Origin of the sequence: Psychrobacter sp. TWR1-1-1 (assembly GCF_049895865.1) — a bacterium.
GTDB lineage: Bacteria > Pseudomonadota > Gammaproteobacteria > Pseudomonadales > Moraxellaceae > Psychrobacter > Psychrobacter immobilis_A.
Map to the genome: position 1 here is coordinate 51386 of NZ_JAFCTE010000001.1, position 14775 is coordinate 66160.

Sequence of the window (14775 nt, forward strand, 5' to 3'; positions counted from 1 at the left end):
GCTTTTACATTCATAACAACCGTAATCAGTGCTATTTAATACCCAAGCATTGATTGTATTTTTGTTTTTATTTTATCTATTTCATTTATATTAAAAGGCTTTTTAACCATGACCACACCACTTGCCGATGCGATGTCTCAGCTTGCTATTCATGACTCACTGACTGGCGGAAAACGTCAGTTTGTACCACTCAAATCAGGGCAAGTAGGCATGTATGTGTGCGGTATGACCGTTTATGATTATTGTCATATTGGGCATGCGCGGGTGATGGTTGGTTTTGACATGGTAGTGCGCTGGTTGGCTCAGTTAGGCTATGACGTTAATTATGTGCGCAATATCACCGATATTGATGACAAAATCATCACTCGTGCCGCTGAGAACGGCGAAGAGATTGGTATGTTAACGCAGCGTTTTATTGAAGCCATGCACGAAGATGCAACCGCTCTTGGTTGCGAGATGCCAGACGCTGAGCCGCGCGCGACTGATCATATCGATGATATGCAGCAAATGATTGAGACCTTGGTCGCAGGCGACTATGCGTACGCAGGCGACAATGGTGATGTCTACTATGCCGTCGATAATTTTGCAGATTATGGTAAATTGTCTAAGCGTAATCTCGATGAGATGCAAGCAGGTTCACGTGTCGATGTCGAAAATGATAAGCGCAATCCGTTTGATTTTGTCTTATGGAAGGCAGCAAAACCCAATGAGCCACAATGGGCGTCACCATGGGGTCAAGGGCGTCCAGGTTGGCATATCGAATGTTCAGCGATGTCGACTAAGTGCTTAGGTAATACCTTTGATATTCATGGGGGTGGTCATGACTTGCAATTTCCGCATCACGAAAACGAGATAGCGCAGTCTGAAGCCGCGACTGGCTGTGAATACGCGCGTAACTGGATGCATGTCGGTTTCATTAATGTCGATGGCGAAAAAATGTCCAAGTCGTTGGGTAACTTTTTTACCATTCGTGACGTGATGGCAAGATATCTACCTGAAACGGTGCGCTTTTTCTTATTATCAAGCCATTATCGCAGCCAAGTCAATTTTTCTGATAACGCATTGGACGAAGCACATAATAGCCTAAGCAGATTATATAATGCATTAAAATTGGCTGAACAGCAGAAAGGGCAAACAATCGTAATTGGTCAAAACTTGACCATCGAAGCTTATAGCAGCAGCGCTGGGCAAGACTTTATCAAAGCCATGAACGATGATTTTAATAGTTCAACAGCGATTAGCGTATTGTTTGGGCTGGCGCGCGATATTAATAAAGCTATTAAAGTTGAAGACGTAGACACCGCATGGCAATTGGCAGAGCAGCTCAAAGCGTTGGCACAGGTGCTCAATATTTTACAGCAGCCAGTTCAGCAATTTTTGCAAGCAGTGATTGGTGACAAGGTGGATGACGGTTTAACCGATGCGACTATCGATGGTTTAATCATTGAGCGTGCGGATGCCAAAACCAATAAAAACTTCGCGCGTGCTGATGAGATACGTGAGCAGTTGAAAGAGGCTGGTATTGAGCTTGAAGACAGCCGTGCTGGTACGACATGGCGCCGTGCTTAAGGCAATCATGTTACAGAACACCCATATAGATAGTCATAAACTAAGTCAGCTTTGAGCTGGCTTTTTTTATAGACTAAACTAGGGCGTATCATCATTCTAAAAATGGTGCTAAGAACAAGATAAATTGCAGTCAAACCATAAAGATGAAGCTAAATTGGCTATGCAATATAGGTAAAAACAAGCTTTGTAGGCAAACTTCAAAAGATGGAAACATCAAGTGAATTAATGGCTTTTAAAATATGAATATTCTCAAAAAAAGCATTGTTGGCGGTCATTGTATAGCAATTGATACCGACAGTGACCACTATCCTAACCCCCAGCGTTGGAATGTGCGCGCCAGTATTTTGTCATTACTATTGGTTTTTTTTATAGTCAGCATGAATGCTGTGTTTGCACCCGCTAATGCTGCAAGCACTAGCGATAGCGAACAAGCTGCGGGTGAGCAGTCCAACTCATCATCGAATTCAATCAGCAAGCCCGATAATCTGGCTGAATATGCCACTCAGAAAATCAATACAATTAAAGACGAAAGCCTCAGCATCTCTGGCGTTGCAGAAGAGATATTTGATCCTACCGAGCGCAATGTAGTAGAGCAAGCGGGTAATTTGCAGGGCGATTCTGGACTGACGGGTGAATACAATGAAAGTTATTATTTGCTAGACAAGCTCAATGTAGGCTTGCCGCCATTATCGGAGCCGCCAAATTTAACCACGCCACTGGCGACTTTAGAGTTTTTTCAGTCAGCGGTCATGAAGCAACAATACGACTTGGCCGCTTATGCACTCAACATGAATTTAATCGATCAGAAAATTCAGCGTAACCACGCGCTTGAGTTATCAAAACGGTTGGATTTTTTGTTAACGGAAAAAGAGCTTTACGTCTTTGATGATCTGCCAGATCGCCCAGATGGTTTAATCGAGCCGCCACTTGGTAATACCAGTAGTATCATGGGCATCCCTAGACGTTCGATTCAGCTAGGTTATATCGACTATCGTGAGCGCCGTGTTCCCATCTATTTGCAACGAGTACGGGTTGGTGAGGCTGCGCCTATTTGGGTATTTTCTGCACAGACCGTTGATAATATTGACAATCTCTATGAGCAATATCATCCAGCGGAATTTGAGCGTTATTTACCTGGATGGTTAAAACTTAAGATTTTCAGTATCGCACTATGGGAGTTTTTGGCATTAGCACTGTTTTTCTTAGTGACCATGGGAGTAGGGTGGTTACTCAGTAAAGGCACGGAAAAAATCATCAGCCGTTATATCGACGATGAAAAATACAGCAATTATGTTGGTAGTACGAATGGCGTGGCAGATTTGGTTAATAAGCTGACCGTGCCGTTGACTTTTACCATCAGTTTTTTGCTCGTCTTTACTTTGGTGTCAGGCGGCTTTCCTTATTTGGATGCGGTAGCTTCATCGACTCGTCCGCTTATCTGGATTGGGCTAGTATTTAGCACCTTATGGCTTGGCATCCGCGTGATTAACTTTTTTGCTAATCGCTATCAAAGCCTACAAATTGAAAATCTGGCTGAAGAGCACTTTGATAAAGAACGCCGTCGCCGTACTTATGTATCGATATTTCGCCGCGTCTTTATTTTTGTCATGATTTTGGGCAGTATTTGGATTGGTCTCAGTGAATTTGCCAACATGGAAGGCCTTGGCAAAACGCTATTGACCTCGGCTGGTATCGCAGGCGTGGTCATCGGAATTGCCGCGCAGCCGATACTGGGTAACATCATTGCTGGGGTACAGGTGGCCGTGACCCAGCCGGTACGGATTGGCGACAGTGTGATAATGGATGGCAATTTTAGTACCGTTGAAGACCTGCGTTATACGTATGCGGTACTCAAAACATGGGATGAACGTCGATTGATCGTGCCGATGCGCGAACTGATCACCGAAACGGTAGAAAACTGGTCACATACCGAAGTACATCAGACCTGTCCTGTGTTTTTATATGTCGATTATGGTGCAGATATTGACGCCATTCGCCAGCAATTTATATCGGCGGTTAAAGACAATAAGCTTTGGGACAACAAAACTGAGCCTGAAATGTTTGTCGTTGAGGTGACTGCCAACATTATTCACTTGCGCGGCGCTGTTTCAGCGGTAGGTCCCATAGAAGCATGGACACTGGCCTGTGAGATACGTGAGCAGATGCTGAATTATTTATATAGCAAACAAAAAGCTTATCTGCCTGCTGAACGTTTGATATTGAAGGGTAATGACCAGTAACCGACGATTGAGTATACTTTCTATGCTTTTAAATAGCTGAGCTTTACAGACGTCGGTATCGATAGACAAGCGCTAGCAAAATAAGCTGACAAATATAGCATGCGATTTGTCTGATTATTTGTTATAATATGGCGTTATTTTTAAGGGATAAATGAGCGATTAAGAGTAGGGGCGCGCTATATTTGTGCAAACTTATTAGCATCAATCAATTGCAATTTTCGAGTGTCTCTGTTTGTTTAATCACAAACACTGGCTGGCTCATTGCTGATTATCTAAAACTTTGTGATACAAGGTCTTTAATTTTAAGACTTTAGCTTCATAAAGTCATATCGGTGATTTTGGTTGATTGTCTTAATGCCAGAAATATCCCACCCATCAAAATAACCACCACTAGGGGTCTGTATGTTGCGAATTGTCGATGAAGCCTTAACCTTTGATGACGTTTTATTGTTGCCAGCTTATTCTGAAGTCTTGCCAAAAACTGCCGATCTGACCACCCGTTTGACCAAAAATATCACGCTGAATCTACCGCTGATTTCTGCTGCGATGGATACCGTGACCGAATCTGAAATGGCCATTACGATGGCACAGCTAGGCGGTATGGGTATCTTGCACAAGAGCATGGATATCGCCAAGCAAGCCACACAAGTACGCCGCGTCAAAAAATTTGAAGCAGGTACGGTTGTAGATCCGATTACCGTGCATCCAGAAATGACGATTGGTGATCTGCTACAGCTGACGCAAGACAATAATATCTCAGGCGTACCTGTGGTAGAAAGAGGCACTGATAATGTCGTGGGTATTGTGACTCACAGAGATTGGCGCTTTGAAACCAATCTGTCTTTGCCAGTTAGTAAAATCATGACGCCAAAAAATCAGTTGGTAACAGTACATGAAGGTGAAAGCAACGAAAACATCAAGCGTCTGCTACATGAACACCGCATTGAAAAAGTCATTGTTATCGACGATCATTTTCGCTTACGTGGTTTGATTACGGTTAATGACTTTGCAAAAGCTGAAAACAATCCAAATGCTTGTAAAGATGAGCAAGGTCGTCTGCGTGTTGGTGCTGCTGTTGGTACTGGTGCAGATACCCAAGCGCGTGTTGAAGCGTTAATCGCTGCTGACGTCGATATCATCGTGGTTGATACCGCACATGGTCATTCAAAAGGCGTGATTGATAAGGTGTCTTGGATTAAAAAGCACTATCCACACGTGCAAGTCATCGGTGGCAACATCGCAACAGGGGATGCTGCACTTGCACTACGTGATGCAGGCGCTGATGCGGTAAAAGTCGGTATTGGCCCTGGCTCTATCTGCACTACGCGTATCATCGCTGGTATCGGTGTGCCGCAAATCTCAGCTATCGATAACGTCGCTAGCGCATTGAAAGACAGTATTCCACTGATTGCTGATGGTGGTATTCGCTATTCAGGTGATATGGCAAAAGCCATTGCCGCTGGTGCTTCGTGCATTATGGTAGGCTCATTGATGGCTGGTACCGAAGAAGCGCCAGGTGAAGTTGAGCTGTTCCAAGGTCGCTACTACAAAGCTTATCGCGGTATGGGTAGCCTTGGTGCGATGTCAGGCTCAAATGGTTCATCAGATCGTTACTTCCAAGATGCTAAAGATGGCGTAGAAAAATTAGTACCAGAAGGTATCGAAGGCCGAGTTCCTTATAAGGGTCCAGTTGCTGGTATTGTTAATCAGTTGGTTGGCGGTTTGCGCTCATCAATGGGTTATACTGGCTCTGCGACCATCGAAGATATGCGTACCAATCCGCAATTCATTAAGGTGACATCGGCGGGCATGAAAGAGTCGCATGTCCATGATGTTCAAATCACCAAAGAAGCACCGAACTATCGTGTAAATTAAAAAGTGTTTTATAATCCTGCATTACGTCAACGATAGCTGTTTTGCAGGGCTGCAGTGACCTTAAGATACAAACAGCCAACAATGCCTTGTTATTGTTGGCTGTTTTTTTTGTAAAATACACAAGCGGATTATAATAATAACTACTTAGACTGTTTATACGTTATTGTTTGCGTATTCGTCTGGTTTTCACTCTTAGATTTGGGAGCATACATAATGAGCTACTTTGGCACCGATGGTATTCGCGGAAAATTCGGTGAGTCGCCGATCACACCAGACTTTATTTTAAAATTGGGCTATGTGACGGGACGTGTGCTGATAGAGAATAATGACAATCCTGCGCGCAAGCCAAGCGTGGTCATCGGTAAGGATACGCGGCTGTCAGGTTATGTGATTGAAGGCGCATTGCAAGCGGGATTTAATGCCGCTGGTGTTGATGTGCATATGCTTGGACCATTACCCACACCAGCGATTGCGCATTTGACCCGTAGTTTTAATGCAGATGCTGGGGTAGTTATTTCAGCGTCGCACAATCCTTACTATGATAACGGTATCAAGCTGTTTTCAGGAGATGGCAAAAAGCTGACTGATGAGATGCAAAACTCCATTAATGATAAGCTAAAAGCGATTATGAGTGCCTCTGAGGCGGACAATAATGTGATCATGCCTATTCTTGATCCAGCACAATTGGGGAAAAATAATCGAATCAATGATGCCAAAGGTCGCTATATCGAATTCTGTAAAGGCAGTTTTCCCTATCAGTACGACTTGAGTCATCTGACTGTCGTTGTAGATTGTGCCAATGGTGCAGGCTATAGCGTGGCACCGAGAGTCATGCGTGAGTTGGGTGCCAATGTGATTGCTATTAACAATACGCCTGATGGCGTCAATATCAATGCCGACTGCGGCTCTACCCATCCTGAAGGCTTACAGAAAGCAGTGATTGAGCACGAGGCAGATGTTGGTATCGCACTAGACGGTGATGGCGATCGTATTGTGATGGTTGATGAGGCTGGTAATCTGGTCGACGGCGATGGCATTTTATACGTACTTGCTACCCAAGGTCAGACTAAGGCGAAAGGTGTGGTTGGTACGCTCATGAGTAACATGGGCTTAGAGCTGGCACTCAAAGCAGCATATGTTAAATTTACGCGTGCAAAAGTAGGCGATCGTTATGTGATGCATGAGCTTGAAGCAAATGGCTGGATACTGGGCGGCGAACCATCGGGTCATATTCTATGTTTAGATAAGAGTCGTACGGGCGATGCAATTATCGCCGGCTTGCAAGTGCTTGCGGTGATGGAAGCACGTGGTAAAGCGCTCAGTGATTTGACCGAAGGCTTTGAAAAATTGCCACAGAAACTGGTCAATGTACGCTTAAGTAAAATGCAAGATCCGTTTGAGCATGAAGAGCTGGTTGCTGCTTTTGCAAAAGCGCAAGCCACTTTAGAAGGTCGCGGTCGTCTGCTCATTCGCCAATCAGGTACAGAACCTATGATACGGGTGATGGTTGAGTCGGATGATGAAATAGAATGTGATGTATTGGCAAATGATTTGGCTGACCATATCAAAGCAGTATTGGGTTAAAGTCATAACATAGTTATATTAAAATAAGGAATATTTTATGAGCATGGATTTTACCGATCAGCGTTTGTCATACGAAAAAGGTGAGCTTGATCAACAGTCCGTCCCAGACTCTCCATTTGAGCTACTAAAAGAATGGATGAATGAGGCAATAGCACAAAAGGTGCAAGAGCCTTATGCGATGAGTCTAGCGACGTGCGGTACTGATAATAAACCTAGCGTGCGCATCGTACTTATGCGTGAGATTACTGAAAATGGTGTGGTGTTTTATACCAACTATGAAAGCGCTAAAGGTCAAGATATTGCCGAAAACCCGAATGTCGAAGCGCTATTCTTTTGGCATGAGCTGGAGCGTCAAGTACGTATTAGTGGCAGCATTGCTAAAATCGATGCTAATAAGTCAGCTGCTTACTTTCAAAAGCGCCCTCACGACAGTCAAGTGGGTGCGTGGGTCAGTCAACCGCAAAGTGGCGAGGTTGCTGATCGTGAAGTGATGCAAGCCAAGTTTGATGAGCTGCAAAACCAGTATCCAGAAGGTAGCCAAGTGCCAACACCAGCGTTTTGGGGTGGTTACGAGATTAGCATTCATGAGATTGAGTTTTGGCAAGGTCGTGCCAATCGTATGCATGACCGTATTGTCTATACTAAAGACAATGGTGAAAGCTGGACTACCAAGCGTTTATTACCTTAAACATATTTGCTATTTATTATTTAGATATAAGCAGAGAGTGATTTCTTAGGTGCTGTTGCTGTTTAGAGCAGCAACAGCACCTAATTTTATTAAAAGCTTTATGGTATAACCTCGAGTACTTGCGACTTTTTTAGCTTTCCTGGGAAGTTTCCTGTAAATATACGGCAGTATAAGGTTTTGTCGTTCTCTAAGTATGTTGAAGAATCAAGTTTAATGCTATAGATGTATTGATCTGAAAGTGTGTCAGCAGTAGGTTTGGTGTTTTTAGGAATATTGCCGCTCAAATAATTATTCGAAGAGTAGTCAGGAATGTATTTATCACCATAGATTCGTTTATCGTTGATACAATGTATATAACTCCCTGTATTTCTAGTTGATTCACGTATTGAAAAATTGGCTTCTGATAGGAAAGTTATTTCATAATCTGATGATGTCCGTTTAAATTCGACCAATTGAACTTCCGTGTTCTTATAATTTTTTATGCATCCTGATAAAATTAGTAAAGTGCTTAACCCTATTATTTTATGCCGCATTATCGTTCCTTTCATATAGTAAATTCATCATAAATTGACTGTAGATGTAAGCAGCATAACAATTGATTGATAGTATCAAGATTTTCTTGCTCTAGTCTTACCATTTAAATAAGAGAAAGGCCGAGTTGCAGATATCCCTTTATTTTTTATTTTTTTTGGTATCGACATCGACCGATACCGACATACCGGGGCGCAATTGCGCAAGCTCAGGTTGTCCTTGCTCTAAATCTATTCGTACTGGAATGCGCTGAGCGATTTTAATATAGTTGCCAGTCGCGGGATTTGCCGCGCCTGCGCTAAATTCACTGCCAGTCGCTGGCGAGATATTGCTGACATGACCTCGAAACTTAACGCCGCCTAGCGCATCCACATGAATAGTTGCAGGCTCACCGACGGTCATATGTGCCACTTGGGTTTCTTTAAAGTTGGCGATAATCCACACGCCTTTTGGCACCACATACATGAGCTGTGTACCCGCGCTGACATATTGTCCCGCTTTGACGCTGACTTGACTCAGTTGTCCTGATTCAGGGGCAGTAATAATCGTATTGTCTAAATTAATCTGTGCTTGCTTAGCAACTGCTTCTGCATTTTTAATATTGGCATCGAGTGATGAGCGGCTACCACTGGTTTTTTTTCTGGCTTCAAGGGCGACTTGTAAATTGGCTTCTGCTTGCTGCACGCCAGCTTGTGCTTGAGCGAGCTGAGCTTGGGCATGAGCAACTTCTGCTTTGGATACTGCGCCAATCGCATCAAGCCCTTGATAGCGCTTTACATCTTCGCGTGCACTATCAACGCTGACTTTGGCACTATACAAGTCCGCTTTACGTGCTTCGATTTGTGCCTGACTGGTGCCCGTATCTTGCGCATTGCTTGAGCGGTCGGTCATAGCGACTTCGATATTGGCTTGTGCTTGTTCGAGCTGCTGCAAAAAGGCACGGTCGTCTATCTTGACCAATAAATCACCTGCTTGTACATTTTCAAAATCTTGCACTGCCACTTCTGTGACATAGCCAGAAACTTGCAGGCTGATAATCGTTGTTTGACCTTTTACAAAGGCATTATTAGTCTGCTGAACCGTAGGCGTAAAGGGCGGTAGCTTCCATGCATAAAGAATCAAAAGGACGCCAATAATGATTAGTGCAATTAATAAGCCTAGGTTAAAGTAAGATTTCTTTTTAGGCGACCAACCTGTAGCGTCAGGAATAGGCTCTTTTGGCGGCATTGGCGTTTCATCAGTATCAGCAACTGACGTTATTACCGAGTCCTCTTTTTTCGGTACGGTCACAGTATCATCATTTTTCGATTGGTTTAGAGGCATCTCTATTGCTGCTGCATTGGATGATGTCTGATTGTTTTCAGCAGTATTTTGGGTGGCATCTTGAGCGGTGTCTTGATTATGGCCATCAAGATCATTGAATTTGTCTTCGCTCATGATGCGCTCCTAATGAGATTAGTAAACATAGTGGATAACTTTTTAAAATATAGTAATTAGCATAAGAAGAAAAGGTAACAGCAACAAATCGATATGATTATCACCTGTTATTTTTTGCCCATCATTTCTGCCAATGCGGCAAGTTCTTTACCAAGTGGATTGCGTTTATGATAAAGGTAATAAAAATAAACCATCAATAAATATAGCGCGGTGATGGTGGCGCCCACGGCCATCAAAAAGAATAAATCGTCATAAGCGGCGACCGTTGCTTGACGTTGCACACTCTGTAGCATTTGGGTCATCGTAGCAGGATCAGTGGTATTCATTGAACTGACCATATCGGCATAATGCATCTGAGTACGAATGGTGGTAAAAGCTTGAATACCTGCCGCGCCTGCTAAACCGCCGATCGTTTGTGAGATACCAAAAATCACCGAAAAGCTAATAATATAGGCAGGTCCGTTAGCAATGGCGCGAAACATACCTTCAAATACCATTGGTCCCATAAAGTAAACGGCAGCAAAAGCGATTATAAACTGACTGAAATAGAACATATAAGGGGCAGAGTTCAGCGACACACCCGTATCTATCCATGCACCAATCGCAATCAATGCAACTGCAAAAATCACGGGTCGGCGTAGATCCGTCTCTTTGGTGGTAAAAATGCTAATCACTAATGCCAGTATGCTAGCCACCAAGATGATGGCATAGAAAACAATCAGCTGGTCATTACCATAACCAAGGTTTGCTAATAATCCTGCGGCACCCACACTTTGCTCAGACAGCAAAATACGCATGACGGCACCAGTAATCATAAAGGCAATAATGGTGCGGCTACGCATCCAGCGCACTTGTAACATAGGGTTTTTGCGATGCGTCTCAATCCATAAAGCAATCGAGATAGTCACGACGGCAATGATCAATGGATAGCTAAGCCAAGGCATCGTCCACCATTGAATTCTACCTTGTACTAAAAATACCGATAGGGCGGCAAGACCACTGGCAAAAAAGCCAAAACTCACCAAATCAAGTTTTTCAAAGACTTTTTCCGTGTTGCCCGGTGGTAGCTCAAGAATGTTAATAAGCCCAAAGCAAATCAGCGATAATCCCACTTGAAATAAAAATAAACCTTCAAGCTGACCATCAACGGCTAAATAAGGCGAGATAATCCGTGACAGTGGAATGCCAAACTGCACCAAGCCGAACCCCAATATCAGTCCGCTGATACGCCGAGCAGTTGGCATGCCTTGTAGACAATAAAAAATAGACAATACCGTCATCGCACTAGCCACCACACCACTAAAGCCACGGGCAACCAGCTCTAAATAATAAGGCTCGATGCTGATGCCAGTCATTGTACTGAGCAGATTGCTACTGACCAGCCACTGCATACTGGTGGCTGCCAATAAAAAGAACAAAGTGATTTTGCTAAATAACGACATGCCAAATTGCTGGCGAATTTTGTACAGCAGCACCGTGACACAAGCATTGGTCATATTGTAGGCGACTGATATCCAGCCACCTTCTACGGGCGTTAAACCCATTTCGCCTTGGATTTGAGTGAGATTCGCGACCAATAGACCGTTCTGAAAGCTGGCAGTTAAGCTGATAAAAATACCAATCAGTAAATAAAATACTTTACGGCGCACAGGGTGATCAGGGGTGGCAGGCGAGCCAAGCATGAATGGTCGTTCATGGGGCTTAAACTGGTATTCAGTACTCATGGGTGGATAATCTGCGTAGAGGGATAAAATGGTATATAGCCGTTGTTAAACAAGCATCACGCTCATCGGATAGTCATAAGACTCAAGACGTTCAAAGTCATTTAATAAAAAGCCATTTAACAGAAAGTCATTTAATAGACTGATAAAACCAAAAAAGTATTTTAAACCCTGTTTTGAATATTTTATCATAATTTTTGTTGAGCATTTATCACGCATAACTCACACATTGAAAATCAAGTTAAAAGATAGATGCTGCTGTCTGTCAATGATAGACGATAAGAAACACAGTGCTATAGTCAGAGCACTTTTAAACCGCTACGGTGTTACCCGCCCTATATGTCAAATAGCTACGACTCAGGTCATTTTTGCCCATAAAAAACAGCTCTATAAAGAGCTGTTTTTTATACATTAGATAGTCGATAAACAGTTAGACCATGGTACTAAATTGAGTGATCATAATTCGCCTCTAAACGCATGGCACGTTGATAGCTATCAAGACTGGCGAGTTGTAAAGCATACTGCTTGATATGCGGATAATCATCTAACGCTTCACGCTTAGCCAGCATGATTAAGTCAAAAGACAGCATAAAGTCAGCGCCGCTTAGCTTATGACCAACGATAAATGGCTTATCTGCAACTTCCTCGTTTAGATAGCTCAACAGTCTGTGTTTTTCTTGACTGATATAACCATCTAAAAACTCGTTGTCGATGATACCGGCTTTTTTGGTAAATAGCTCCAGTAATAACGGCAACATGAGCGAGCTTTCAGCAAAGTTAATCCATTGCAGATAATGTCCATAGTCTACGCTATCAGTCGTAGGACGTAAGCGCTCTGGCGCAAATCGCTCAATCAATAACTCAGTGATTGCACCCGATTCGGCATAAAGTTGACCATCCATCTCAATAACCGGAGATTTGCCGAGTGGATGTACCGCCTTTAAACTGTCTGGTGCCAAGTGAGTATTAGGATCGCGTTGATGACTAATGATCTCATAAGGTACGCCCAGCTCTTCTAAAAGCCATAAAATACGTAATGAGCGAGACTGGTTGAGATGATGTAAGCGAATCATGATAGTGGCCTTTTTGCATGGTCTATTATATTAACGTTAAAAAGATATTAGCCTTTCAGCTTAGTGATTAAACGCTTGGCAGCTTCCTCTGATGACGCTGGGTTTTGTCCAGTAATCAGCAAGCCATCTTCGACCACAAATGATTCCCAATCAGCGGCTTTTTCATAGTTACCACCATTGGCTTTTAGTGCATCTTCTACTAAGAATGGCACGACATCTGTTAGACCAACGGCGTCTTCTTCTGAATTGGTAAAGCCAGTCACTGTTTTGCCTTTGACTAAATACTCACCGTCAATTTTGACATTTTTAAGAGCGGCTGGAGAATGACAAACAAAGGCGACAGGTTTGTCTTGTTTGACAAACGTCTCAATCAAATTGATCGAATTTTTATCAACTGCCAAGTCCCATAGTGGACCATGACCGCCTGGATAAAAGACTGAATCAAAATCTTCAGCGTTCATATCAGCGAGTTTTTCAGTATTGGCAAGATGCTTTTGAGCGTCGCTGTCTTCTTTAAAACGCTTGGTATCTTTCGTTTGCGTGTCTTCAGTGTCACTGCTCGGATCAAGCGGTGGCTGCCCGCCAGCAGGAGAAGCAAGTGTCACATTGACGCCCGCATCGATAAAAGCATAATAAGGCGCGGCAAATTCTTCTAGCCAAAAGCCCGTTTTTTTGCCAGTATCGCCCAACTTATCATGTGAGGTTAGTACCATTAAAATATTCATAGTCGTCCTTATTTATTATTGATGTTGTTCTTAAATCATGGGTTGTTAGCAGTCATGCTTAATTAATCATCTGTAATCAATATGAGTATTTGCAATGACTGCTAGCGGTATCCATAGAACAGTATTCATGGTTGAGAGGTCATTTTCAGTGGTTGTCTTAGCAAGTTATGTTGTTAAGTCGTTATTTGCGATTCAATCAACTGATAACCATTGGTTCGGTTATTCAACCTCAGAAACTTTAACCACTGTTTTACCAAAGTTATCGCCATTTAGCATGCGAACAAAGGCGTTTGGTGCATCGTCTAAGCCTTCAGCGATATATTCTTTGGTTTTAACATCGCCTGACTCGACCCATTTGCTCATGGTTTTTAAGAATTCTGGGAAGTGATCACCATACTCTTCAAAAATAATGAACCCTTTGATGGTGAGACGACGGCTTAGAATGTTGCCCATTAATACGCCTAGACGATCTTTACCATCAGGCAGCTCGGTGGCGTTGTATTGCGAGACCAGACCACAGACTGGGATACGTGCATGCGCATTTAATAATGGCATAACGGCATCAAACACTTTGCCACCGACGTTTTCGTAATAGATATCGATGCCATCTGGGCACGCCGCTTTTAATTGCTCGGCAAAGTCATCCGCTTTATGATCAATACAGACATCAAAGCCGAGCTCATTGACAGCAAAGTCACATTTTTCTTTGCCACCAGCCACACCAACGGTACGTAAGCCATACTGGTTGCCAACTTGACCTACCGTTGCACCAACGGGACCCGTTGCAGCAGCGACGACCAAAGTTTCCCCTTTTTGCGGCTTACCGATGTCGGTCAAACCCATATAACCGGTAAAGCCGGGCATACCTAATACACCTAAACCATAAGAAGGATTTGACATGTTTCTGTCAAGCTTTAAGACGCCTTCGCCATCACTGACGCTATAGTCTTGCCAGCCTGAGTTTGAGACCACTAAGTCACCCACAGCAAATTTGTCGATATTGGATTCAACGACTTGGGCAACCGTGCCACCCATCATGACGTCACCCACTTCTAGCGGATCAGCATAGCTTTTCGCATCGCTCATACGTCCACGCATGTATGGATCTAAGGATAAGTAAACGGTACGCAGCAGCATTTCATTGTTGTTTGGCGATGGAATATCGCTGGTTACCATGTCAAAGTTTTCAGCTTTTGGCTCACCTGTTGGACGGCTTGCCAATTTAATTTGACGGTTTGTTTTTTGATTTTGTTGTTTATCAAAGCTCATTATCAGATTCCTTTTCTATTTATTGATTTTAATATTTACTGGTTTTGATATTTAATGGCGAAT

10 protein-coding genes are annotated in these 14775 nt (G+C 43.2%); 5 read left to right on the forward strand and 5 right to left on the reverse strand.

Going from position 1 to position 14775, the window contains the following annotated elements; genetic code table 11:
- The first annotated feature begins 108 nt into the window (after positions 1-108).
- The 5 genes from cysS to pdxH all read left to right on the forward strand — a co-directional run bounded on the left by cysS (position 109) and on the right by pdxH (position 7956).
- The gene (gene cysS, locus ACP69U_RS00200) at positions 109-1569 is read left to right on the forward strand and encodes a cysteine--tRNA ligase (RefSeq protein ID WP_426137436.1); all 1461 of its coding nucleotides are present in this window, start codon (positions 109-111) and stop codon (positions 1567-1569) included.
- A gap of 239 nt (positions 1570-1808) precedes the next feature.
- Complete coding sequence (locus ACP69U_RS00205; RefSeq protein WP_426137437.1) at positions 1809-3809, forward strand: mechanosensitive ion channel family protein; 2001 nt, start codon at positions 1809-1811, stop codon at positions 3807-3809.
- Between the two features lie 402 nt (positions 3810-4211).
- Positions 4212-5684: an IMP dehydrogenase gene (gene guaB, locus ACP69U_RS00210; protein WP_087814171.1), complete on the forward strand. Its 1473-nt coding sequence runs from the start codon at positions 4212-4214 to the stop codon at positions 5682-5684.
- A gap of 213 nt (positions 5685-5897) precedes the next feature.
- Positions 5898-7268 carry a phosphoglucosamine mutase gene (gene glmM / locus ACP69U_RS00215; RefSeq protein WP_426137438.1) on the forward strand — a complete coding sequence of 457 codons (1371 nt, stop codon included), beginning with the start codon at positions 5898-5900 and terminating at the stop codon, positions 7266-7268.
- A 43-nt stretch (positions 7269-7311) separates the two neighbouring features.
- Positions 7312-7956: a pyridoxamine 5'-phosphate oxidase gene (gene pdxH / locus ACP69U_RS00220; protein WP_426137667.1), complete on the forward strand. Its 645-nt coding sequence runs from the start codon at positions 7312-7314 to the stop codon at positions 7954-7956.
- A gap of 672 nt (positions 7957-8628) precedes the next feature.
- Here the strand turns inward: pdxH and ACP69U_RS00225 are convergent.
- The 5 genes from ACP69U_RS00225 to ACP69U_RS00245 all read right to left on the reverse strand — a co-directional run bounded on the left by ACP69U_RS00225 (position 8629) and on the right by ACP69U_RS00245 (position 14712).
- The gene (locus tag ACP69U_RS00225; RefSeq protein WP_426137439.1) at positions 8629-9924 is read right to left on the reverse strand and encodes an HlyD family secretion protein; all 1296 of its coding nucleotides are present in this window, start codon (positions 9922-9924) and stop codon (positions 8629-8631) included.
- A 107-nt stretch (positions 9925-10031) separates the two neighbouring features.
- On the reverse strand, positions 10032-11648 hold the full coding sequence (locus ACP69U_RS00230; protein WP_426137440.1) for an MFS transporter: 1617 nt from the start codon (positions 11646-11648) through the stop codon (positions 10032-10034).
- 440 nt (positions 11649-12088) lie between these two features.
- Positions 12089-12718: a glutathione S-transferase family protein gene (locus ACP69U_RS00235; protein ID WP_426137441.1), complete on the reverse strand. Its 630-nt coding sequence runs from the start codon at positions 12716-12718 to the stop codon at positions 12089-12091.
- Positions 12719-12765: 47 nt separating this feature from the next.
- On the reverse strand, positions 12766-13443 hold the full coding sequence (locus ACP69U_RS00240; protein WP_045446333.1) for a type 1 glutamine amidotransferase domain-containing protein: 678 nt from the start codon (positions 13441-13443) through the stop codon (positions 12766-12768).
- Positions 13444-13662: 219 nt separating this feature from the next.
- Positions 13663-14712 (reverse strand): NADP-dependent oxidoreductase, encoded by a 1050-nt coding sequence (locus ACP69U_RS00245; RefSeq protein ID WP_426137442.1) that lies wholly within the window; start codon positions 14710-14712, stop codon positions 13663-13665.
- Positions 14713-14775: the final 63 nt, after the last annotated feature.

Bases quoted from the DNA above. Each gene is read 5' to 3' on its own strand.
- ACP69U_RS00235 (WP_426137441.1), bottom strand. From the start codon at position 12,718: ATGATTCGCTTACATCATCTCAACCAGTCTCGCTCATTACGTATTTTA.
- ACP69U_RS00245 (WP_426137442.1), bottom strand. From the start codon at position 14,712: ATGAGCTTTGATAAACAACAAAATCAAAAAACAAACCGTCAAATTAAA.
- cysS (WP_426137436.1), top strand. From the start codon at position 109: ATGACCACACCACTTGCCGATGCGATGTCTCAGCTTGCTATTCATGAC.
- guaB (WP_087814171.1), top strand. From the start codon at position 4,212: ATGTTGCGAATTGTCGATGAAGCCTTAACCTTTGATGACGTTTTATTG.
- ACP69U_RS00240 (WP_045446333.1), bottom strand. From the start codon at position 13,443: ATGAATATTTTAATGGTACTAACCTCACATGATAAGTTGGGCGATACT.
- ACP69U_RS00225 (WP_426137439.1), bottom strand. From the start codon at position 9,924: ATGAGCGAAGACAAATTCAATGATCTTGATGGCCATAATCAAGACACC.
- glmM (WP_426137438.1), top strand. From the start codon at position 5,898: ATGAGCTACTTTGGCACCGATGGTATTCGCGGAAAATTCGGTGAGTCG.
- ACP69U_RS00230 (WP_426137440.1), bottom strand. From the start codon at position 11,648: ATGAGTACTGAATACCAGTTTAAGCCCCATGAACGACCATTCATGCTT.
- pdxH (WP_426137667.1), top strand. From the start codon at position 7,312: ATGGATTTTACCGATCAGCGTTTGTCATACGAAAAAGGTGAGCTTGAT.
- ACP69U_RS00205 (WP_426137437.1), top strand. From the start codon at position 1,809: ATGAATATTCTCAAAAAAAGCATTGTTGGCGGTCATTGTATAGCAATT.